Annotated in this window: 22 protein-coding genes and 2 pseudogenes; 16 read left to right on the top strand and 8 right to left on the bottom strand. The window is 68.3% G+C overall.

Annotated features, from left to right (window positions below):
* The first annotated feature begins 22 nt into the window (after positions 1–22).
* Complete coding sequence (locus ACFVXC_RS06235; protein WP_389901997.1) at positions 23–664, top strand: PadR family transcriptional regulator; 642 nt, start codon at positions 23–25, stop codon at positions 662–664.
* A 119-nt stretch (positions 665–783) separates the two neighbouring features.
* Here the strand turns inward: ACFVXC_RS06235 and ACFVXC_RS06230 are convergent, their stop codons facing one another.
* A complete protein-coding gene (locus ACFVXC_RS06230) occupies positions 784–2205 on the bottom strand; it encodes a glutamate decarboxylase (RefSeq protein ID WP_389901996.1) in 1422 nt (473 codons plus the stop codon).
* Positions 2206–2405: 200 nt separating this feature from the next.
* Between ACFVXC_RS06230 and ACFVXC_RS06225 the strand changes: the two genes are divergently transcribed.
* A complete protein-coding gene (locus ACFVXC_RS06225; RefSeq protein WP_389901993.1) occupies positions 2406–3164 on the top strand; it encodes a MerR family transcriptional regulator in 759 nt (252 codons plus the stop codon).
* Between the two features lie 39 nt (positions 3165–3203).
* Here ACFVXC_RS06225 and ACFVXC_RS06220 read toward each other — a convergent pair.
* Positions 3204–3648 (bottom strand): annotated as a pseudogene (locus ACFVXC_RS06220) (YbjQ family protein).
* A 127-nt stretch (positions 3649–3775) separates the two neighbouring features.
* On the opposite strand from ACFVXC_RS06220, the gene ACFVXC_RS06215 reads away from it, so the two are divergent.
* On the top strand, positions 3776–4468 hold the full coding sequence (locus tag ACFVXC_RS06215; protein WP_389901990.1) for a DedA family protein: 693 nt from the start codon (positions 3776–3778) through the stop codon (positions 4466–4468).
* 34 nt (positions 4469–4502) lie between these two features.
* On the opposite strand, the gene ACFVXC_RS06210 is transcribed toward ACFVXC_RS06215, so the two are convergent.
* Together ACFVXC_RS06210 and ACFVXC_RS06205 are read right to left on the bottom strand one after the other, a co-directional pair.
* Entirely contained in the window at positions 4503–6191 is a 1689-nt protein-coding gene (locus tag ACFVXC_RS06210; RefSeq protein WP_389901987.1) for a threonine/serine exporter family protein, read from the bottom strand.
* Positions 6192–6331: 140 nt separating this feature from the next.
* Complete coding sequence (locus tag ACFVXC_RS06205; protein WP_135330561.1) at positions 6332–6820, bottom strand: inorganic diphosphatase; 489 nt, start codon at positions 6818–6820, stop codon at positions 6332–6334.
* 85 nt (positions 6821–6905) lie between these two features.
* Between ACFVXC_RS06205 and dacB the strand changes: the two genes are divergently transcribed.
* The 6 genes from dacB (at position 6906) to folE (ending at position 14775) form a co-directional block, all read left to right on the top strand.
* A complete protein-coding gene (dacB, locus tag ACFVXC_RS06200) occupies positions 6906–8564 on the top strand; it encodes a D-alanyl-D-alanine carboxypeptidase/D-alanyl-D-alanine-endopeptidase (RefSeq protein WP_389901984.1) in 1659 nt (552 codons plus the stop codon).
* A gap of 181 nt (positions 8565–8745) precedes the next feature.
* Positions 8746–9864, top strand: coding sequence for a zinc-dependent metalloprotease (locus tag ACFVXC_RS06195; RefSeq protein ID WP_389901982.1), 1119 nt, complete (start codon positions 8746–8748; stop codon positions 9862–9864).
* 236 nt (positions 9865–10100) lie between these two features.
* Positions 10101–11210 (top strand): tRNA lysidine(34) synthetase TilS, encoded by a 1110-nt coding sequence (gene tilS, locus ACFVXC_RS06190; RefSeq protein ID WP_389901980.1) that lies wholly within the window; start codon positions 10101–10103, stop codon positions 11208–11210.
* A 51-nt stretch (positions 11211–11261) separates the two neighbouring features.
* Positions 11262–11822: a hypoxanthine phosphoribosyltransferase gene (hpt, locus tag ACFVXC_RS06185; RefSeq protein WP_389901979.1), complete on the top strand. Its 561-nt coding sequence runs from the start codon at positions 11262–11264 to the stop codon at positions 11820–11822.
* 203 nt (positions 11823–12025) lie between these two features.
* Complete coding sequence (gene ftsH / locus ACFVXC_RS06180; RefSeq protein ID WP_389901977.1) at positions 12026–14050, top strand: ATP-dependent zinc metalloprotease FtsH; 2025 nt, start codon at positions 12026–12028, stop codon at positions 14048–14050.
* A 119-nt stretch (positions 14051–14169) separates the two neighbouring features.
* On the top strand, positions 14170–14775 hold the full coding sequence (gene folE, locus ACFVXC_RS06175) for a GTP cyclohydrolase I FolE (RefSeq protein ID WP_389901975.1): 606 nt from the start codon (positions 14170–14172) through the stop codon (positions 14773–14775).
* A 129-nt stretch (positions 14776–14904) separates the two neighbouring features.
* Here the strand turns inward: folE and ACFVXC_RS06170 are convergent, their stop codons facing one another.
* The 4 genes and pseudogenes from ACFVXC_RS06170 to ACFVXC_RS06155 all read right to left on the bottom strand — a co-directional run.
* Positions 14905–15390: a DUF3180 domain-containing protein gene (locus ACFVXC_RS06170; RefSeq protein ID WP_389901973.1), complete on the bottom strand. Its 486-nt coding sequence runs from the start codon at positions 15388–15390 to the stop codon at positions 14905–14907.
* Between the two features lie 72 nt (positions 15391–15462).
* Positions 15463–16074, bottom strand: coding sequence for a 2-amino-4-hydroxy-6-hydroxymethyldihydropteridine diphosphokinase (gene folK / locus ACFVXC_RS06165; protein WP_389901970.1), 612 nt, complete (start codon positions 16072–16074; stop codon positions 15463–15465).
* On the bottom strand, positions 16071–16430 hold the full coding sequence (folB, locus tag ACFVXC_RS06160) for a dihydroneopterin aldolase (protein ID WP_383267804.1): 360 nt from the start codon (positions 16428–16430) through the stop codon (positions 16071–16073). Before folB ends, folK begins: the two co-directional genes overlap by 4 nt.
* A 133-nt stretch (positions 16431–16563) precedes the next feature.
* Positions 16564–16827, bottom strand: a pseudogene (locus ACFVXC_RS06155) (nuclear transport factor 2 family protein); the annotation flags it as partial.
* A 563-nt stretch (positions 16828–17390) separates the two neighbouring features.
* On the opposite strand from ACFVXC_RS06155, the gene ACFVXC_RS06150 reads away from it, so the two are divergent.
* The 7 genes from ACFVXC_RS06150 to ACFVXC_RS06120 all read left to right on the top strand — a co-directional run bounded on the left by ACFVXC_RS06150 (position 17391) and on the right by ACFVXC_RS06120 (position 20587).
* The gene (locus ACFVXC_RS06150; RefSeq protein WP_389901969.1) at positions 17391–17711 is read left to right on the top strand and encodes a hypothetical protein; all 321 of its coding nucleotides are present in this window, start codon (positions 17391–17393) and stop codon (positions 17709–17711) included.
* Positions 17712–17722: 11 nt separating this feature from the next.
* Positions 17723–18097, top strand: a complete 375-nt coding sequence (locus ACFVXC_RS06145; protein WP_389901967.1) for a hypothetical protein — start codon at positions 17723–17725, stop codon at positions 18095–18097.
* 102 nt (positions 18098–18199) lie between these two features.
* Positions 18200–18499 carry a hypothetical protein gene (locus ACFVXC_RS06140; protein WP_389901966.1) on the top strand — a complete coding sequence of 100 codons (300 nt, stop codon included), beginning with the start codon at positions 18200–18202 and terminating at the stop codon, positions 18497–18499.
* Positions 18492–19145 (top strand): hypothetical protein, encoded by a 654-nt coding sequence (locus tag ACFVXC_RS06135; protein ID WP_389901963.1) that lies wholly within the window; start codon positions 18492–18494, stop codon positions 19143–19145. The genes ACFVXC_RS06140 and ACFVXC_RS06135 overlap by 8 nt, the downstream gene beginning before the upstream one ends.
* An 80-nt stretch (positions 19146–19225) precedes the next feature.
* On the top strand, positions 19226–19588 hold the full coding sequence (locus ACFVXC_RS06130; protein WP_389901962.1) for a hypothetical protein: 363 nt from the start codon (positions 19226–19228) through the stop codon (positions 19586–19588).
* A gap of 178 nt (positions 19589–19766) precedes the next feature.
* On the top strand, positions 19767–20336 hold the full coding sequence (locus tag ACFVXC_RS06125; RefSeq protein ID WP_389901960.1) for a hypothetical protein: 570 nt from the start codon (positions 19767–19769) through the stop codon (positions 20334–20336).
* Complete coding sequence (locus ACFVXC_RS06120) at positions 20333–20587, top strand: hypothetical protein (RefSeq protein WP_389901958.1); 255 nt, start codon at positions 20333–20335, stop codon at positions 20585–20587. Before ACFVXC_RS06125 ends, ACFVXC_RS06120 begins: the two co-directional genes overlap by 4 nt.
* The last annotated feature ends 1 nt before the right edge of the window (position 20588 follow it).

Here is a 20588-nt window from a genome sequence, read left to right as displayed (position 1 = left end):
GATTAGAAGGAGGTGGCTTTTTATGTCGGCGATCCGACTCCTTGTCCTCGGCGCCGTCCGCCAGCACGGACGGGCCCACGGCTATCAGGTGCGCAACGACCTGGAGTACTGGGGCGCCCATGAGTGGTCCAACGCGAAGCCCGGCTCGATCTACCACGCGCTGAAACAGATGGCCAAGCAAGGTCTGCTGCTCGCGCACGAGACCGCCCCGTCGACGGCGGGCGGACCGCCGCGCACGGAGTACGAGATCACGGAGGCGGGCACCGAGGAGTTCCTGACCCTGCTCCGGTCCAACCTGGTCTCGTACGACCAGCGCCCTGACATGCTCACGGCGGCGATCGGGTTCATCGTCGAGCTGCCCCGTGACGAGGTGGTCGATCTGCTGAAGCAGCGGGTGCGGAGCATCGAGGAATGGCGCGGGTCCGTCACGGAGCACTACATCCCCGAGGACGGCCCGGAGCAGCTCGGGCACATCGGCGAGATCATGAACTACTGGGTGCACACGGCCGACGGGGGCGTGGAGTGGGCGCACGGCCTGATCCGGCGGATCGAGGGCGGGGCGTACACGTTCGCGGGGGAGGGTGATCCGTTCGTGGGCGTCCTCGTCGAGGGGGAGGAGAACCCGTACGCGACCGGGGAGCCGCACGCGGGGGACGACCGCTGATACGACCGCCGATGCGCCGATGCGCCCTCTGGTCAAGTTTGCCTATGGGGGTGGCTGGTGGCTGTGGCTGGTTGGGGCCAGTTGGGTCCAGTGGGAGGGATCGAGCAGATCGAGCGGATCTAGTGGTGGAACCCCGTCGCCGCGTCCTTGTCCCGGGTCATCGGGTGCGGCTGGTTCCGCAGTTCGGGCAGCAGGCTGCTCAGGTCCGCCAGGAAGAGCGCGGCGAGGTCCGCCGTGAAGCCGTTGCGGCAGACCACACGGAGGACCGCCAGATCCTCGCGATGGGCCGGGAAGGTGTACGCCGGCACGAGCCAGCCCCGCTCGCGCAGCCGCCGGGACACGTCGAAGACGTCGTAGGCCTTCACGTCCTCCAGCGTCGTGAAGGCGAACACCGGCAGCTCGTCGCCCCGGGTGAGCAGCCGGAAGTCACCGAGCGCCTCGATGCGTTCCGCGAGGCCGCGGGCGACGTTCCGTGCCGCCTCCTGGACGGCGCGGTAGCCCTCCCGGCCCAGGCGCAGGAACGTGTAGTACTGCGCCACGACCTGCGCGCCGGGCCGGGAGAAGTTCAGCGCGAACGTCGGCATGTCACCGCCGAGGTAGTTCACCCGGAAGACCAGCTCCTGCGGCAGCGCCTCCGCGTCCCGCCACAGCGCCCAGCCGACGCCCGGATAGACCAGGCCGTACTTGTGGCCCGACGTGTTGATCGAGGCCACCCTCGGAAGGCGGAAGTCCCACTCCAGGTCCTCGTCGAGGAACGGCGCCACCATCGCGCCGGACGCGCCGTCGACGTGTACGGGGATGTCGAGCCCTGTGTGCTCCTGGAGGTCGTCGAGGGCCGCGCAGAGCTCGGCCACCGGCTCGTAGGACCCGTCGAAGGTGGAGCCGAGCACCGCCACGACACCGATCGTGTTCTCGTCGCAGAGTTCGGCGGCGGCCGCCGGATCGAGGTGGAACCGGTCGCCCTCCATGGGCACCTGGCGCGCCTCGACCTCCCAGAAATTGCAGAACTTCTCCCAGCAGACCTGGACGTTGACGCCCATGACGAGGTTGGGGCGCGCGGTGGGCGACGGATAGCGGTCGATGTTCCGCTTGGCCTTGGCCCAACGGCGCTTGAGCGCCATCCCGGCGAGCATGCACGCCTCGCTCGACCCGGTCGTCGAACAGCCGACGGCGCCCATCGGGTCCGGCGCGTGCCACAGGTCGGCGAGCATGGCCACGCAGCGCCGCTCCAGCTCGGCGGTGTGCGGGTACTCGTCCTTGTCGATCATGTTCTTGTCCCGGCACTCGCCCATGAGGACACCGGCCTGCGGCTCCATCCACGTCGTGACGAAGGTCGCGAGGTTGAGGCGTGAGTTGCCGTCCAGCATCAGCTCGTCGTGCACCAGCTGGTACGCCGTCGTGGGCGGCAGCGGCCCGTCGGGGAGGCGGTGCTTCGGGGGCGCCTCGGTCATGCCGCTGACCGGGTTGGCCTCCCCGTAGAAGGGGTTCACCGAGAGGGTGCGCTTGGTGGGCTGCTCTGGACCCGGGTGTTGGCGGGGCATGGGCGGTCTCCTCGTGGCTGAGGTTTTCTGTCCCTGTTCGTCGTTCGTCCCTGTTCTCGCAGAGGCGTACTCCGTGCCTGGCAGAGGCGTACTCCGTGCCTGATGGCGAGAATATGGCCGACTGCCGGGATCTGCACTTGCACCTCACGCGGCGTGAGGAATCAGGCTGAATCGCGTACCGAGACAGGGAGGCGGGAGCCATGAGCTACTCCGTGGGGCAGGTCGCCGGTTTCGCCGGAGTGACGGTGCGCACGCTGCACCACTACGACGAGATCGGCCTGCTCGTGCCCAGCGAGCGCAGCCACGCGGGCCACCGGCGCTACAGCGACGCAGACCTGGACCGGCTGCAGCAGACCCTGTTCTACCGGGAGCTCGGCTTCCGCCTCGACGAGGTCGCGGCCCTCCTGGACGACCCGGACACGGACCCGCGCGCGCACCTGCGCCGTCAGCACGAGCTGCTGAGCGCCCGTATCGCCAGGCTCCAGGAGATGGCCGCCGCCGTCGAGACCGCCATGGAGGCGAAGAAGATGGGCATCAACCTCACACCCGAGGAGAAGTTCGAGGTCTTCGGGGACAAGGACCCCGAGGAGCACGCGCAGGAGGCGGAGGAGCGCTGGGGCGGCACGGCCTCGTACGCCGAGTCGCAGCGGCGGGCCGCCCGCTACACCAAGGACGACTGGAAACGCATGCAGGCCGAGGTCGCCGACTGGTCGGAGCGCTACGGCGCCCTCATGGAGGCCGGCGAGGCCACGACGGGCGAGCGGGCCATGGCCATGGCCGAGGAACACCGGCAGCACATCACCAAGTGGTTCTACGAGTGCACCTTCGATTTCCACCAGAGCCTCGGCGAGATGTATGTGTCCGACGAACGGTTCAAGGAGTTCTACGACTCCATGCGGCCGGGTCTCGCCGAGCACCTGAGGGACGCGATCCGAGCCAACGCCGCACGGCACGAGTGACCGTGTAAGGGGCTTCCGCTGTGGCGCAAGCCCCTTACGTCAGCTCTCCCGGACGATCACCACCGCAGTCCCGTACGCGCACACCTCTGTCCCCACGTCCGCGGCCTCGGTGACGTCGAGGCGCATCATCAGGACCGCGTCGGCGCCACGCGCGCGTGCCTGCTCACTGAGGCGCTCCATGGAGGCCATGGGAGTCCATGGACTCCCATGGCCTGGTCGCGGGTCTCCACCAGCGTCTTCGTGAGGCCCATCAACTCGCCGCCGGTCATGGACTTCAGGCCCGCACCGATCTGGCCGCCCAAGTGGCGATCGGGGTCTCCCCTGCTGAAGCGGAGCCGAGAGCCTGGGGAAGCACGGTGAGGGCGAGGACTTCACCGATAACCTGTTGTACGCGGTATCCCGGTACGTCGTTCGTCGTCACGACCAGTACGTCGGATTGCGGATCGGTGCCGCCGCCGAAATCTTCGATACCCCTGGCACACAGCTTTGTCCCAGATCCCGCACAGCGCACTCTGGGAGGGGCGGTGGAACCTGGGCACGTCACCTCGCGTTGATAGCTTTGGGCGGCCGTCCCCGCCGCATCGCCCTCTCACCCTCAGGAGCCCGGAACCGTGACGACGCTTGCGCTCGGACCAAGCTGGCTGGACCCGGATTACCTTCTGAACACGTTCGGGGTCTGGGGTCTGCTCGCGATCGTCTTCGCCGAGTCCGGCCTGCTCATCGGCTTCTTCCTGCCGGGCGACTCACTGCTGTTCACGACGGGTCTGCTGATCACGACGAAGCAGCTGGACTTCCCGCTCTGGCTCTGTGTGCTCCTCATCTGCATCGCCGCGATCCTCGGCGACCAGGCGGGCTACCTCTTCGGCAAGAAGGTCGGCCCCTCGCTCTTCAACCGCCCGGACTCCAAGCTGTTCAAGCAGGAGAACGTGGTCAAGGCGCACGAGTTCTTCGAGAAGCACGGCCCGAAGTCCCTGGTCCTTGCCCGCTTCGTGCCCATCGTGCGGACGTTCACGCCGATCATCGCGGGCGTCAGCGGCATGCGGTACCGCTCGTTCATCACGTTCAACGTCATCGGCGGCGTCCTGTGGGGCGCGGGCGTGACGATGCTCGGCGCATGGCTGGGCAACATCGACTTCGTGCACAAGAACATCGAGGCGATCCTCATCCTGATCGTCCTGATCTCGGTGGTGCCGATCGCGATCGAGTTCCTGCGGGCGCGCGGCAAGTCCAAGAAGGCCGCGGCGGCCGAGGGCGATGGCCCGGGGGCTGCCCCCGGGGCGCGCGGTCGACACGCCAAGCGATAGGGCGGACGGCTGGTGGGACTGGTGGGACCCGGGGTCAGAACCCTCGGGTCCGCTTGGCCGCACGGCGGTTCGCCGCGGTGGTCGCGCCAGGCACCTTGAGGATCAGGCGCGAGACCTCGCTGCCCAGGTTCACGCCGATCGCGATGGCCAGTGCCGTCGCCGCCGCCTTGGTGAGCGAGTTGATGCCCGTGGTCATGTCGTTCTGGGCGAGGGCGAGCAGCCCGAAGTACGTCGCGCTACCGGGCAGCAGCGGGCCGATGGCGGCGGTGACGTACGGCAGTGAAGAGGCGAAGCGGTAGCGCGAGAAGAGCTGACCGAACAGGCCCACGAGCCCGGCGGCGATGGCCGTCGACGCGACCGGCGAGAGTTCGAGCGACGTCTGCGCGAGTGCGCCGAACATGATCCAGGCGATACCGCCGTTGAGGGTCACGATCAGCACGGTGTGACGTTCCTGCTGGAGCAGTATCGCGAAGGCGAGACTCAGCGCCATCGACGCCAGGATCTGGATCACCGGGCGCGAGTCGACCTCCACGAACGTCGTCTCCGGCTGCAGACTCGTCGCGTCCAGCATCACGCCGAGCGACAGCACGAGCAGCACGCCGCAGACGATGCCCACGACGAGGTAGCAGACCTCCAGGAGGCGGGCGGCCGCCGTGATGTAGTAGCCGGTCAGGCCGTCCTGGACGCCCGCGACCAGGGCTCTTCCGGGGATCAGCGCGAAGAGGCCACCCGTGATCACCGCGGACGCGTTGACCTCCTGGGAGTGCACGAGGCTGAGCGTGACGCCCATCGCGGCGGGCGGCATCGCGGCCCCCACGAACTGGTAGAACTCCGGAAGCCCGCGGCCCGCGCACAGCCAGGCGAGACGGTCGCCGAGCATCGCGCCGACCGCCGCGATCACGAAGACGAGCGCGCCACCGCCGACGAGCACGGAAGCCGAGCCCGCGAGCAGCCCGCCGGCCGCCGTGAGCGCCCATCCGGGGTAGGGGTGGCGGTTACGGCGGATTGCCGCCAGACGGCGGTACGCCTCCTCCAGGGAGACCTCGGTGTCCGTGTCGCTGATGTCGTCCACCAGCTGGAAGACGGCAGCCAGACGCGTGTAGTCGGTGCCCCGACGGCGTACCGTCCTGGACGCCGTGACCGGGTCGTCCACCAGGGACGGCTGGTGCGAGATCGAGAGCAGCGTGAACGTCACGGTCGGCTCGCAGCGGTCGAGGCCGTAACTGCGGCAGACGGCGAACATCGCCGCCTCCACGTCCTCGGCGCCCTCACCGCCCGCGAGCAGCAGCTCGCCGATACGCAGGGTGAGGTCGAGCACGCGCGGAACGGCGGGGCCGGTCTCGTCCTCGTGCTTCTGCGAGGCCTCAGGAGTGGGCCGCTCGGCCACCGGCATGCGCAGCATCGTGCGCATCTGGTCCTGCCAGGGCGTCTCCTTGGTGAGCTTCACCAGAGGTATGCCCTGCGGGGGAGTGAAGGCGGGCGGGGCGTTGCGGGAGCTGTAGGTGTTCGGCGTGGTGAACGCCGACTTCTCGGTCTCCTGGGTGGTCGAGGAGAGGCTGGGCGACGTGAGGTTCGGCAGACCCGTCGGGATCGCGAACTCGGAGGTCGTCTGCGACTCGTCCTCGGGTGCCTGTGGCTGCGCCTGTACGCCGGTGGGCTGAGTGAACGCACTCCGTGCCTCGTCCGACTGTGGCTTTCGGTCCTCGGCCTCCTGATCAGCCACTTTCACTGCCTCGCTCCCACATACGTACCTTGTGCACCTCCAGTACGAACAGTATGCGCACAGATACGCGAACGGGCCGCGTGGTCTCCGTGAAGATCACGCGGCCCGTCAGAGGAATTCAGAGGTCAGGGGATGGGCACTCAGTGCCCCTGCGCCTCCGCGCGCTTGTACGACTTCTCGATCTCGGCCTCGGCGTCCGCGCGGCCGACCCAGTCGGCGCCCTCGACGGACTTGCCGGGCTCCAGGTCCTTGTAGACCTCGAAGAAGTGCTGGATCTCCAGGCGGTCGAACTCGGAGACGTGGTGGATGTCGCGCAGGTGCTCCACGCGCGGGTCGGACGCCGGGACGCAGAGCAGCTTGTCGTCGCCGCCCGCCTCGTCGGTCATCCGGAACATGCCGATCGCGCGGCACTTGATGAGGCAGCCCGGGAAGGTCGGCTCGTCCAGGATGACGAGGGCGTCCAGCGGGTCACCGTCCTCGCCGAGGGTGTTCTCGACGAATCCGTAGTCGGCGGGGTAGCTGGTCGACGTGAAGAGGCGACGGTCCAAGCGGATCCGGCCGGTCTCGTGGTCCACCTCGTACTTGTTCCGCGAACCCTTCGGAATCTCGATGGTGACGTCGAACTCCACGGGTGGCTCCTCCATGATCAGCACATACTTCGGGTGGTTAAGTGTCCCTCACGCAGATGTGTGATCGCGAAAGGGGCTGGTTGTGGTGCCCGAGCTCAAGCCTTGGCAGAAGACCTGGCAGCAGGTTCGGGGGCTAGCGGGGCAGCTTCCCAAGCCTTCGGCCCCCAAGATCCCTGCCGCTCTCAAGACTCCTTCGAAGCTCAAGACCTGGCAGCTCACGGCGGGTGCCGCCACCGTCGGACTCGCGGTCGCGGCAGGTGCGGTGGCCACGGCAGGACCCTGGGACTCTTCCGGTCAGCGTACGGCCGAGCGTGACCGGGCGGCTTCCCAGGAGGCCGGGGGTGGCGCAGATCACGGCGGTCGTACGTCCGGACGGGCGCCCGGGGCCGCCCCGAGCGCTCCCTCCGTGCTCAGGGGGCTCGGCGCACCCGCGGGTTCCGCGCACGGTGGCTCCGCGCCCGCCCCGGACGCCAAGGCGCTCGCGGGCGTCCTCGATCCGCTCCTGAAGGACAAGGCGCTCGGTCCCGAGCGCTCGGCGGTCGTCATCGACGCGGGTACCGGGCGGCAGGTCTACGGCAAGGGTGGCGGCGACGCTCTGACGCCCGCGTCCACCACCAAGATCGCTACGGCGGTCGCGGCGCTGACCTCGGCCGGGGCCGACCACCGCATCACCACGAAGACGGTGATCGAGCCGGACTCGAAGGACGTCGTACTGGTGGGAGGCGGCGACCCCACGCTCACCGCCCGCGAGGACGGCCCCTACTCGGGGAGCGCCGCGAGCCTGCGCGACCTGGCCCAGGACACCGCGCGCGCCCTGAAGGACCGCGGCGCCGACAGGGTGAACCTGTCGTACGACACCTCGCTGTACTCGGGGGAGCAGCAGCACCCCATCGGCCCGAACGAGAACCTCACCCTGGTCAGCGCCCTGATGGCCGACGAGGGCCGCCTCGACGACTCCTCCAGCGGGCCAGCCCCGCGCGCGGGGGACCCGGCGGCCGACGCGGCGGAGAAGTTCGCGGGCTTCCTGGCGGACGAGGGCATCGAGACGACCGCGAAGGACAAGAAGAGCAAGAAGGATAAGAAGGACAAGGAGAACGAGGGCGGCAAGAAGAACGAGGGCGGCAAGGAGAACGAGGGCGACGAGAAGAAGGCCCCCGGCCCGTCCAGGGCGACCGATCGCGCCGAGTCCCTCGCCAAGGTCGAGTCCCCGCCGCTGTCCGCCCTCGTCGAGCGGATGCTGACGCACAGCGACAACGACATCGCCGAGGCACTTGCCCGCCAGACGGCGCTCGCAGCCAAGGAGCCGGTGAGCTTCGACGGCGCGGGCAAGGCGATCGGTGCCCAGCTCAAGAAGGCCCAACTTCCGCTGGACGGAACGAAGTTCCACGACGGAAGCGGCCTGGACCGGGCGGACCGCAGCTCCGCCGAGCTGCTCGCCGCGCTCCTGGCCCGCGCCGCGGACCCCGCCCACCCCGAACTGCGCTCGGTGGTGACGGGCCTGCCCGTGGCCGGCTTCACGGGCACGCTGGTCGACCGCTACCCCAAGGGCTCACCGGGCACCGGCGTCGTACGCGCCAAGACCGGCACCTTGACGGGCGTGAACACCCTCGCGGGCACGGTCGTCGACACGGACGGCCGCCTCCTGGTCTTCGCTTTCATGACGACAGGCACCACGGACCCCATGGCGGCCCAGGCGGCACTCGACCATATGGCGTCGGCGGTGGCGAAGTGCGGGTGCCGGTGAGGGCGGGTGAAACGCCGGTGAGTCCCACTGGGCCGCCATGGGGGCCGTGGTGCCTTTGGGCCGAGTCCCACCGGACCCGGCGCCTCTCCGTCGAGTCCCGCTGACCCCTACGGGGCTGGAGTAGGGCAATCTCGGGGCTCAACCCCCTCCGCGGGCGGAGCCGACCACGTACCGTTGACGCATGACGAGCATCGGTGGTGCGGAGATGGTCGACTGGAATCTCGCGGTGGCGACCGCGACCCGGCTCGTCCGGCCGGGTCCAGAAGTGAGCCGGGACGAGGCGCGGGCCATCGTCGCCGAGCTCCGGAAGCACGCGAAGTCCTCGGAGGAGCACGTCCGGGCCTTCACCCGGATGGGCACGGAGGACACCCACGACACCCCGGTGCTCGTCGTCGACCGTGCCGGGTGGATCCGGGCGAACGTCGCCGGTTTCCGGGAGATCCTCAAGCCGCTCCTGGACAAGATGCAGGACCGGCGTAGCGGCCCCGGCGGCGCCGTGCTCGGTGCGGTCGGCGGCAAGGTGACGGGCGTCGAGCTGGGGATGCTGCTCTCCTTCCTCGCCTCACGCGTCCTCGGGCAGTACGAGACCTTCGCCCCCGCCGCCCGCGACCTCCCGGCAGGGCAGAGCGGCGGCGGCAGGCTCCTCCTCGTGGCACCGAACATCGTGCACGTCGAGCGCGAACTCGACGTGGACCCCCATGACTTCAGGCTCTGGGTCTGCCTGCACGAGGAGACGCACCGCACGCAGTTCTCGGCCGTGCCCTGGCTGCGGGACCACCTCGAAGGTGAGATCCAGTCATTCCTCTCGGAGACCGAAGTCGACCCGATGACGGTCATCGAGCGCATCAGGGAGACGGCCCAGTCGCTCGTCGGCGGTCGCCCCGAGGGCGAGGACGACGACGGGGGCCGCTCCATCGTGGAGCTCGTGCAGACCCCCGCCCAGCGCGAGATCCTCGCCCGCCTGACAGCCGTCATGTCGCTGCTCGAAGGGCACGCGGACTTCGTGATGGACGGAGTCGGCCCCGACGTGGTGCCCTCCGTCGGGGAGATCCGGGAGAAGTTCCAACAGCGCAGGGCGCGCGGCGCGAGCCGCCTCGACCAGGCCCTGCGCAAGCTGCTCGGCCTCGACGCGAAATTGCGCCAATACCGCGACGGCGAGCGTTTCGTACGAGCGGTCGTGGGCGAGGTCGGAATGGACGGCTTCAACCGGGTGTGGACCTCGCCGAACACGCTGCCCACCAAGTCGGAGATCGCCAAACCGGCGGATTGGGTCGCGCGGGTGCACCGTAAGGGAGAGTGAGGGCGGCAAGGGAGCGAGTTGCGGCCGATGGCAGGAGAACGCCTCCGCAATCACCCGTCCGAGGGACCGTGAGCCATGGGTAGGCGTGCAATGCTCGGGGAACGGCTCGGCTCTGTCACCATCGACACACTCTGAGTGACTAACCTCATGGGATCTGCCTGAGGCCTGATCTCCCGAATGTGGTCCTGAGTGACAGGTCCGAGGCTCACCCCCGAACTTCATGAAGGGAACCGGACATGGGTCCCCATCCTGCGGTCGCGGCGATACGCCTGGCGGTCCGCCGCGTACTCCACGACGTACTGACCGACGTACAGCGCACCGAAGCCCATCGCGCCGATCCAAGGCGCCCCGAAGCGCAGCGCACCCCCGAGCACGTTCCCGCACGCCCCGCTCACGCCCACCCTCCATGCGAGCAGGCCCCGGCGCCACTCGTCCTTGTCGCGTGCTCCGGCGGCGCCGACTCCATGGCGCTCGCCTCCGCCCTCGCCTTCGAGGCCCCCAAGCTCGGCATCCGCGCCGGCGGCGTCACCGTCGACCACGGACTGCAGGACGGGTCCGATCTGCGCGCCGCCGAGGTCGTCTCGCGGCTCACCGCCCTCGGCCTCGAACCGATCGAGTCCGTCGCCGTCGACGTCGGCCGGGACGGCGGCCCCGAGGCCGCGGCCCGCGACGCGAGGTACGGCGCGCTCGACGCCGTCGCCGAACGCCACGGCGCCGCGGCGATCCTGCTGGGCCACACCCGTGACGACCAGGCGGAGACCGTCCTGCTCGGCCTCGCCCGCGGGTCCGGCATCCGTTCGCTGTCCGGGATGGCGGCGGTGTCCGGCGGACCGGGTGCCGACCGCCGCTACCGCCGCCCCTTCCTGCACATCGACCGACAGACGGCCCGCAAGGCCTGCATGGTCCAGTCGCTGCCCGTCTGGGACGACCCGCACAACACCGACCCCGCCTACACACGCTCGCGGCTGCGGCACGAAGGTCTGCCCGCCCTGGAGAAGGCGCTTGGCAAAGGCGTCGTGGAGGCACTCGCCCGTACGGCCCAGTTGTCCCGGGACGACGCCGACGCCCTGGACCACTGGGCCGCACAGGCGGAAGCCTCCGTGCGCGATGCCGCGGGCCTCCTGGAGTGCGCCAAGCTCTACGCCCTGCCGCCCGCCGTGCGCCGCCGCATCGTGCGCCGCGCCGCCATCGACGCGGGCGCCCCGGCCGGTGCGCTGTTCGCCCGGCATCTGGAAGAGGTCGACCGGCTGATCACGGGCTGGCGCGGCCAGGGAGCCATCAATCTCCCGGGCAAAGTCGTCGCCCAGCGCCAGGGTGGCAGACTGGTCATCCGGCAAGGCTGTTGACCGAGGGGCCCCTGGTCCCCGCGCAGCCGGTGGGACGGACGACCGAAAGTGATGCGGGTGGACGCGAAAGACATGGGCACCGACCTTCAGTCGGTGCTCATCACCAAGGAAGAGATCGACGCCAAGCTGGCTGAGCTGGCCGCGAAGATCGACGCGGAGTACGCGGGCAAGGACCTGCTGATCGTCGGAGTGCTCAAGGGCGCAGTGATGGTCATGGCGGACCTGGCGCGTGCGCTGTCCACCCCGCTCACCATGGACTGGATGGCCGTGTCGTCGTACGGCGCGGGCACCCAGTCCTCCGGTGTCGTGCGGATCCTCAAGGACCTGGACACCGACATCAAGGGCAGGCACGTCCTGATCGTCGAGGACATCATCGACTCCGGTCTGACGCTGTCCTGGCTGCTCTCCAACCTCGGCTCGCGCGAGCCCGCGTCGCTGAAGGTGTGCACGCTGCTGCGCAAGCCGGAGGCGGCCAAGGTCGCGATCGACGTGGAGTGGGTCGGCTTCGACATCCCGAACGAGTTCGTCATCGGGTACGGCCTGGACTACGCGGAGAAGTACCGCAATCTGCCGTTCGTCGGCACGCTCGCTCCGCACGTCTACGGCGGCTGACACCCTGCTCCCCGAAGGCTCCCCGGCCAACTCCACGGAGGCGGCCGGGAACCCTCACCCGTTTCCCGGCGTTGGAGCATGCGAAGACGGGTTTGTCAGCCCTCCCGTGCGGCTTCGGGTGGCAATGCTGGGGTACCGTCCGAAGAACAGTCTTTATCAAACTCACTATGGCAGGAGGGACGGGGCGTCATCGCTCCGTATGGATGGACGTGAAGCGATACTTCCGTGGGCCAGTCATGTGGATCGTGCTGGCCGTCCTTGCCGTGGTCGTGTTGATGCAGGTCGTCGGTTCGTCCGGCGGCTACAAAACAGTGGACACCGGCCAGGTTGTGCAGGCGATCAACGACGACAAGGTCGAATCAGCCAAGCTCACCACCGGTGACGAGTCGACCATCAAGGTCGAGCTCAAGGACGGCCAGAAGGTCAAGGACAGCAGCAAGATCCAGGCGAGCTACATCGGCAACCAGGGTGTTGCCATCGCCAAGACCTTGCAGGACAAGTACCAGGACAAGAAGATCCCGGACGGTTACACCGTCTCGCCGTCGAAGCAGAACCCGTTCGTCGGCATCCTGCTTTCCCTGCTCCCCTTCGTACTCATCGTCGTCGTATTCCTGTTCCTGATGAATCAGATGCAGGGCGGCGGCTCCCGGGTCATGCAGTTCGGGAAGTCCAAGGCCAAGCTGATCACCAAGGACACTCCGAAGACGACGTTCTCGGATGTGGCCGGATCGGACGAGGCCGTCGAGGAACTCCACGAGATCAAGGAGTTCCTCCAGGAGCCGGCGAAGTTCCAGGCCGTCGGAGCCAAGATCCCCAAGGGCGTGCTCCTGTACGGCCCGCCCGGTACGGGTAAGACGCTCCTCGCGCGCGCTGTCGCGGGTGAGGCCGGCGTCCCCTTCTACTCGATCTCCGGTTCCGACTTCGTCGAGATGTTCGTCGGTGTCGGCGCCTCGCGTGTGCGTGACCTCTTCGAGCAGGCCAAGGCGAACGCCCCGGCGATCGTCTTCGTCGACGAGATCGACGCCGTCGGCCGGCACCGCGGTGCCGGTATGGGTGGCGGTCACGACGAGCGCGAGCAGACGCTGAATCAGCTGCTCGTCGAGATGGACGGCTTCGACGTGAAGGGCGGCGTCATTCTGATCGCCGCCACGAACCGCCCCGACATCCTCGACCCGGCGCTCCTTCGCCCCGGCCGTTTCGACCGCCAGATCGCGGTCGACCGTCCGGACATGCTGGGCCGTCTGGAGATCCTCAAGGTTCACCAGAAGGGCAAGCCGGTCGCCACGGACGTCGACCTCGCCGCGGTGGCACGGCGTACGCCGGGCTTCACGGGTGCCGACCTGGCGAACGTGCTGAACGAAGCGGCGCTCCTGACGGCGCGCGGCGACAAGAAGCTGGTCGACAACCACGCGCTCGACGAGGCGATCGACCGTGTCGTGGCCGGTCCGCAGAAGCGGACTCGGATCATGTCCGACAAGGAGAAGAAGATCACCGCGTACCACGAGGGCGGACACGCCCTGGTCGCGGCGGCGTCTCCGAACTCGGACCCGGTGCACAAGATCACGATCCTGTCGCGCGGCCGGGCCCTCGGTTACACGATGGTCCTGCCGGACGAGGACAAGTACTCGACGACGCGCAACGAAATGCTCGACCAGCTCGCGTACATGCTGGGCGGGCGCGCGGCGGAGGAGCTCGTCTTCCACGACCCGACGACAGGCGCGGCGAACGACATCGAGAAGGCCACCGCGACCGCACGGGCCATGGTCACGCAGTACGGCATGACCGAGCGGCTCGGCGCGATCAAGTTCGGTGGCGACAACTCCGAGCCGTTCCTCGGCCGCGAGATGGGTCACCCGCGCGACTACTCCGAAGAGGTCGCGGCGCTGGTCGACGAAGAGGTCAAGAAGCTCATCGAGACCGCGCACAACGAGGCCTGGGAGATCCTCGTCGAGAACCGCGACGTTCTCGACAACCTGGTCCTCCAGCTCCTCGAGAAGGAAACCCTCAACAAGGAGCAGATCGCCGAGGTCTTCTCCGGCATCGTGAAGCGCCCGGCCCGCCCGGCGTGGACCGGTTCCTCGCGGCGCACGCCCTCGACCCGCCCGCCGGTGCTCTCCCCCCGGGAGCTGTCACTGACGAACGGTGCGAACGGCGCCACTCCCGCGGTGACAGCGGGCCCGACGGATACGCCCGTCGATGTGACCAAGGAGGATCGCTCCGAGAGCTGATCCCCGGCGTCTCAGCAGGCCCGGAATGGAAGCTGCGCCCCCCTTGGTTCTAGCCTGGGGGGCGCAGTTTTTCGTACTACTGACGCATTGACGCGTGGAACGCTAGGAACGAGGCACACATGACCGACCCCGTGACGCTGGACGGCGAGGGCACGATCGGCGAGTTCGACGAGAAGCGAGCCGAGAATGCCGTGCGCGAGCTGCTGATCGCGGTCGGCGAGGACCCGAACCGCGAGGGCCTGCGGGAGACCCCGGGGCGCGTGGCGCGGGCGTACAAGGAGATCTTCGGTGGCCTGTGGCTCAAGGCCGAGGATGTCCTGACGACGACGTTCGACCTCGGCCACGACGAGATGGTCCTGGTGAAGGACATCGAGGTGCAGAGCTCATGTGAACACCACCTGGTCCCGTTCCACGGCGTCGCGCACGTCGGCTACATCCCGTCGTCCGACGGGAAGATCACCGGCCTGTCCAAGCTCGCCCGTCTCGTGGACGTGTACGCGCGCCGTCCGCAGGTCCAGGAGCGGCTGACCACGCAGGTCGCGGACTCCCTGATGGAGATCCTGGAGCCGCGCGGCGTCATCGTGGTCGTCGAGTGCGAGCACATGTGCATGACCATGCGCGGGGTGCGGAAGCCGGGCGCCAAGACGATCACGTCGGCGGTGCGGGGTCAGCTCCGTGACCCCGCGACGCGCAATGAGGCGATGAGCCTCATCATGGCGCGCTAGTCGTGGCGCGCTAGTCGGGCGCGCCAGGCGCTCGCTCCGCGGGACGTGCGGGGCCGTCTGCGGGCGGGGGCGTGGTGGCTGGTCGAGCGGCTCCCCGCGCCCCTTCAGGGCGTTTCCCGCCGGGTCGCTTCAGGCGGCTGTGGCCGTCCCGCCGTTCTCGTCGTCGTCCTCCGGGAGGCTGCAGACCCGCTCGAGGAAGAAGGCCGCCGCTATCACCGCGATGCCCGCCACGAGCGAGAGGCCGGCGTAGATTGCCTGGTCGCGGCGGGCCGGGACGTCCAGGTACTCCAGGAGGAAGGCGCCCGTGCCGCCGTACATCCCGGCGACCAGGGCGGCGACCAGGGCGCTCGCCTGGCCGAAGACGACGGCGCGTGCGGCCATCATCGGCTCGACGCCCTTCGCCCCGGGGCGCCGCTCGCGCTGCGCGCGCAGCCGGGAGCGCAGCGAGAGTGCCGTGGCGAGCAGTACCGCGGCGATCACCGCGAGCACGATGGGCGCGGCCAGCGGGACCCGCGGCAGTGTGCCGACGGAGTCCCACAGCCTGGCGCCCGCCCAGGACAGCACTCCGGCCACCACGAAGAGGCCGGCCAGTGTCCTGATGCGCAGGTGCTCCACGGATGACCCCTCGTCGCGTTCGTCGTCGTACGGACCCGCTTCTCGTCGTGCGGGTCCGATAGACCCTAACGACTATTCGGGCAGCCTGAGTTCCAGGTCGACACGGGGCGTGACGCCGTCGCGGGTGACCTTCGCGAGCAGGTCGGCTACCGCGCCGCGTCCTGCGAGCTGCGCCTCGGGCTCCACATCGTGCCAGGGAGCGAGGACGAAGGCGCGCTCGTGCGCACGCGGGTGGGGGAGCGTGAGGATCGGGTCGTCCGAGACGATGTCGGCGTACGACACGATGTCGACGTCGATCGTGCGGGCGGCCCAGCGCTCGTCCCGTACGCGATGGAAGGCTTCCTCGATCGCGTGGGCCCGCTCCAGGAGCGAGGAGGGCGGCAGGGTGGTCTTCACCACGACGACCGCGTTGAAGTACGACGGCTGGGTGTCCGGATCGACGCCCCAGGGCTCCGTCTCGTACACCGGAGAGACCGCCTTGACGCGCAGGCCTGGGGTGTCCTCCAGGGCGTCGATCGCGCCCTGCAGCGTCTCCAGGCGGTTGCCGAGATTGCTGCCGAGGGAGATCACGGCTCGTTTGGGGTTGGAGAGGGTGGTGTCGGCGGCGTCGACCTGTTCCACCACGGCGGTGGGCACCGGCTGGACGGTCGGGTCGCTCTGCCCTTGCGTGGAAAACGCGGTCATACTCGGCTCCGGGTGATGGTGACGGTCACATCGTCGAAGGGGACGGTGATCGGGGCGTCCGGTTTGTGGACGCACACCTCGACCTCCAGGACTCCGTCGTGCTTGAGACACGTCTGGGCGATGCGCTCGGCGAGCGTCTCGATGAGGTCGACGGGATCACCCTCGACGGCGGCCACGACCTCCTCCGCCACGACGCCGTAGTGCACGGTCTTCGCCAGGTCGTCGTCGGCGGCGGCCGCACGGGTGTCCAGGCCAAGAACCAGGTCCACGATGAAGGTCTGGCCCTCTTCGCGTTCCCGCGGAAAGACACCGTGGTGCCCACGGGCCTTCAGGCCGCGCAGCGCGACACGATCCACGCGAATCACTCCTGCAATCGTCGGTATCGGCAGGCCTGCACCGAGTGCGGTCGGCACACCAGCCTCGATCGAATCTACCTGCGCGCACTGGCAGTCCTTGCCCGCGGGGGCTCTTGGAACCGCCCCTACCCACTCAGGAGGGTGACTCCTCGCCCTCTTCGTCGTCGGTTTCGGCGAGTACGGGTGAGGCGTGGTGTGACCAGAGCTTCCATCCGTCGACTGTGCGGCGGAACACATTGGTGGCGACGACGAGCTGGCCGACGAGCGGCCCGAGTTCGCCGCCGCCCTCCGGGGGCGGGCCGCCGCTGAGGATGTTCTCGGTGCAGGTCACCAGGGCGGTGTCACCGGCGACACCGACGTGCACGTCGGTGAGGAAGAACTGGATGTACTCGGTGTTGACGAAGAATACCAATACTCGTATGTCGTGACATCCCTGCTCTGACCTGCGGGTTCTTCCTTCGTTGCCCGTCTGGCGGCCAGTTCGTCGCCCGGCTGAGGTGCCGCAGGGGGCTCAGGAGAGCCCTCCTCGGCGTCACTCCCAGGCCCCTGGATCAGCTCCCGCAGGGCGTCCGCGTCCTCGTCCGTGCGGCCCTCCAGGAGCCCCAGGACGTACTCCGCGAGGCGCGGCGTGAGGCGGACCTCCACCCCGGTAGCGGTCACGCTCGCGGTCGAGACGTTGTAGTCCCGCAGGATCTCTTCCTGCCTTCGAAGAAACATCTCGTCCGCGCTCTCGCGCCGCATGGGCCCTCCCCTGACCGACGGTTGCGTACGTAGTTGCGTACGCACCGAGATCTTAGCCGTCAGCAAGCCGGAGTGGCCCGGCTAGGACGTACGAAGTTCACGCAACTCCTGCACCGGATCGCGCAGTTGACGCGCGAGTGCTCGGGCAGGCGAAACCAGTCAGCCGAACTCGCCCCGCTGTCAGTGGGGGCCACTAATCTGCGACAACGAGGAGGGCACATGAACCACCGGTCCCGCCAGATCATCATCGGAATTGCCATCGGCCTAGCTGTCGCGATCGGCGCGATAGTCGCGGCTCAAGTAATTGGGGGCGGAGGCGAAGACGGCGGTCTCGACAAGCGCAGCTACACGCTCGGGTACAAGGAGGCTTTCGGAGGCGCCTACATGCCGACGGACACCCGTAGCCGCGATGCGATAAGGGCAAGCTGCGACGACCTTTTCCGCTCCTGGGTCCAGGCTTCCGGTAAGCAGAACGTGGTGCGCAGTGACTGGGTGGAGGGCTGTGCCGACGTGGCGCAGAACAAAGACTCACGGTTCTAGGGAGTAGCTAGGTGGAAATCAGGTTGAAGGTCACGGCCGTCGACTTCATGTACCTGAGGCAGAACGGTTCGTATTGGAGTGACGCTGTCACGCGGTTCTCGGACGAGGAACTGCGGGACCGGTACAAGAACGAGTCCACCCCTGGCGCTCTGCCCGGCCGGCAGTGGAAGCGCGAGTACACCTTCGGGACTGAGCGCGTGAACCTCATGCTGGGTCTCGCATTTCTGGAGGCGAAGGGCGTCGCGTACGAGCTGATCTATGACATGTACACCTGGGACAACGGAATGGAGATCGGGTGGTTGGTCCTCACCGACTACGACTACGAGACCGACCCGGAGTTCAAGGCGCACGAGGCCGCTAACGCTGAGGCAAGGGCGCAGCACTGAGGCGTGGGGCGTTATGGCTCGCAGCCGGAGGTGCTGCGGGACAATCACGATGACGGCGCTGGGACAACGAGTGACCGTCGAGACAAGGTGGGGAGAGACGTTATGGCTGACGATTTCTATGTCGTGGCGAAGGTGAACAAGGAGGCCGGCGGTGACGACCTGGTGGTCACCGACGAGGTCAAGGTTTCCGTGAAGATCGAGGAAGCGGTGAACCGGATCGGGGCCTGGAACGGGGATATCTTCGCGGTGTGGGCAGTCGGGGACGTACGCCCGAACCCGAAGAACGCCGAGGACCACGCGCAGTCGGTTCGCCCGGACTCGCTGTGGGTGATGTCCGGCGAGATGCCGTTCCAGATCGAGGACCGGTACCTGGAGTCCGTGAGGCAGGACTGCCGTGGCTAAGCAGGGCGCCGGCCCTCGTCTCTCGGCCGCGAAGATGCGGGGCTTGCGGGCCGCTGCGGCGGACCGGTTGGGCCGTTTCCCGTCCGAAACGGGCGTCGCCACGACCAACTCTCTGCGGGATGCCGGTCTGGCTATCGGGCGCGATGCCTGCGGTCACCGAGTTGGACCGGGGCACCGGCACGGCCCCATCAGTTCCTTCATCACGCGTGCCGGCCGCGACGTCGTCGGCGCTGAGCAGCCGGAGGCGCTGACTGCGGCCGGCACCGAGCTGGAGCGCCAGTGCGTGCGTGTTCTGGCGGAGGCGGGCTACACGAGCGGCTTCACCGTGGTCGAGGTGGAGAGCGAAGGTGTCCGCATCGAGCTGGACGACGCTGAGGCCGGGGAATTTGATGCGCAGGTCTTGGTGATGGTCTCGGAGCTGTACGCGAACGGCTGGCGTCCGCTGGATGAGGAGGACGCGGCCGGCCTCTTCCCCATCCCAGTTGTACAGACCGGAGTTCCTGGTGCGTCGGCCGGCATGTGTCGGCAGTGCCACCACGGGCTGATGTACGACGAGTCCGGTCAGGTGGTGGTGGATGAGTACGGCAAATACCTGTGTCTGGCGGTCGCGAATCCTGAGGCGCCGACGCACGTGCTCTGGGAGTAGTTCCCCGCAGTCTTGCTGAGCCCCTCGGTCCTTCGGGAGCGGGGGGCTTTTGCATGCCCGAAATCAACGAGGAGGAACTTGTGAGTGACGAGCTGAAGAAGGCGGCAGTGCGCGTGTACGTCACGTGTGTGCCTGACCCCGTGGTCGACGACGACTACTTCTGGGACAACGTGCGCCTGGGCCTGCTGGGTCTGGTGCCGTTCTGGAGCGCGGAGCTGGCCGGTGCGTCCGAGGCGCGGCTGAGAGAGGTCGCGGAGAAGTCGGAGGACGTGATCGCGCACAAGGCCGACGTCTTCCAGCACCAGAAGGAGGGCCAGAAGCCCACGGGCGTCTTGTCGGCGCTGGCCGCCGCGATAGCGCTGGGCGCGCGCCAGGAGGGCGGGATCACGCACCTGGGCGTCCACGCATGTCTGACGCCGCACGAGGGGTGCCCGAAGGAGTAAGGGACCTGAAAGTTCCCGGGCGGCTGGAATCGAGTGATAGACAATCCGAATGGAGCAGAGCTTGAACGGGCGGCACGAGGCGGTTGTCGCGGCGGTTCGCGAAATGGAGGCAGCGGCGCCGCAGGCTGCGTTGCTGTCGGTCGGCACTACGAGCCGGCGGCTGGTAGATCACCTGGAGGTGACGGAGACGACTGCTCTCCGGTACCTGAGGGAGACCATCGCGGCGGGGCTTCTCGTCGAGGTCGGTCATGCCGGCCGGCGGCTGTTGCTCCCCTGGCCGGACGGTACGCAGAGTCCGCCAGATGTGTGGGTGACGGGTGAGGTCAAGCGGGGCACCTTCCGTGTGACCGAGTTCCGTGAGCCGGGGCCGACCATGGCGAAGATCCGGTTCGTGATGACGCCGGAGCGGTTGAAGGCGCGCATGGACGGCGCTCTTGACGCGGAGAAGGCGAAGGCCGCGAAGAAGGAGCGCGAGGCCGAGGACCGTCGAGCCAAACAGGCGGCACAAGAGGCGGAGGAGCGTGCTCTCTTCGCGAAGACCTACCCGTCGTTGGCGGCATTGCTGGCGCGACTCCACGAGCGAGTCACCGTCCCGGGCGGGCTTTCGGGCGGCGTTCGCGTCTGGGCGAAAGAGCACCCGGAGGTGGGCGTCCTGGGACGCGTCAACCTCGAAGTCGATTTCGAGGAGTTCGGTGCGCTGGAGGAGATCCTGCGCGACGGGCTCGGAGCGGAAGGAGAGCGGGGATGAGGCACGAGCAGCGGATGGTCATCATGCGGACGAAAGAGGACGTGCAGAAGCAACTCGCGCAGGCGTGGGAGCGGCTGGAGGAGGCGTGTGAGGGCGAGATGCCCGACAGCCTTCGGGCGCTGCACGGCGTGGACGCGGAGGCGTTCTCGCTCCTGATCGAGGGGATGGTGCAGCTCGGCGAGCCGGTGGACCAGGAGATGCAGGATCTGGCGGGCCTGAAGCCGGTGGACGAGGTGATCGGGAAGCCGTAGC

It is taken from the genome of Streptomyces sp. NPDC058257 (genome assembly GCF_042881845.1).
Lineage (GTDB): Bacteria > Actinomycetota > Actinomycetes > Streptomycetales > Streptomycetaceae > Streptomyces.
This window is presented reverse-complemented; position numbering and strand designations above follow the sequence as displayed.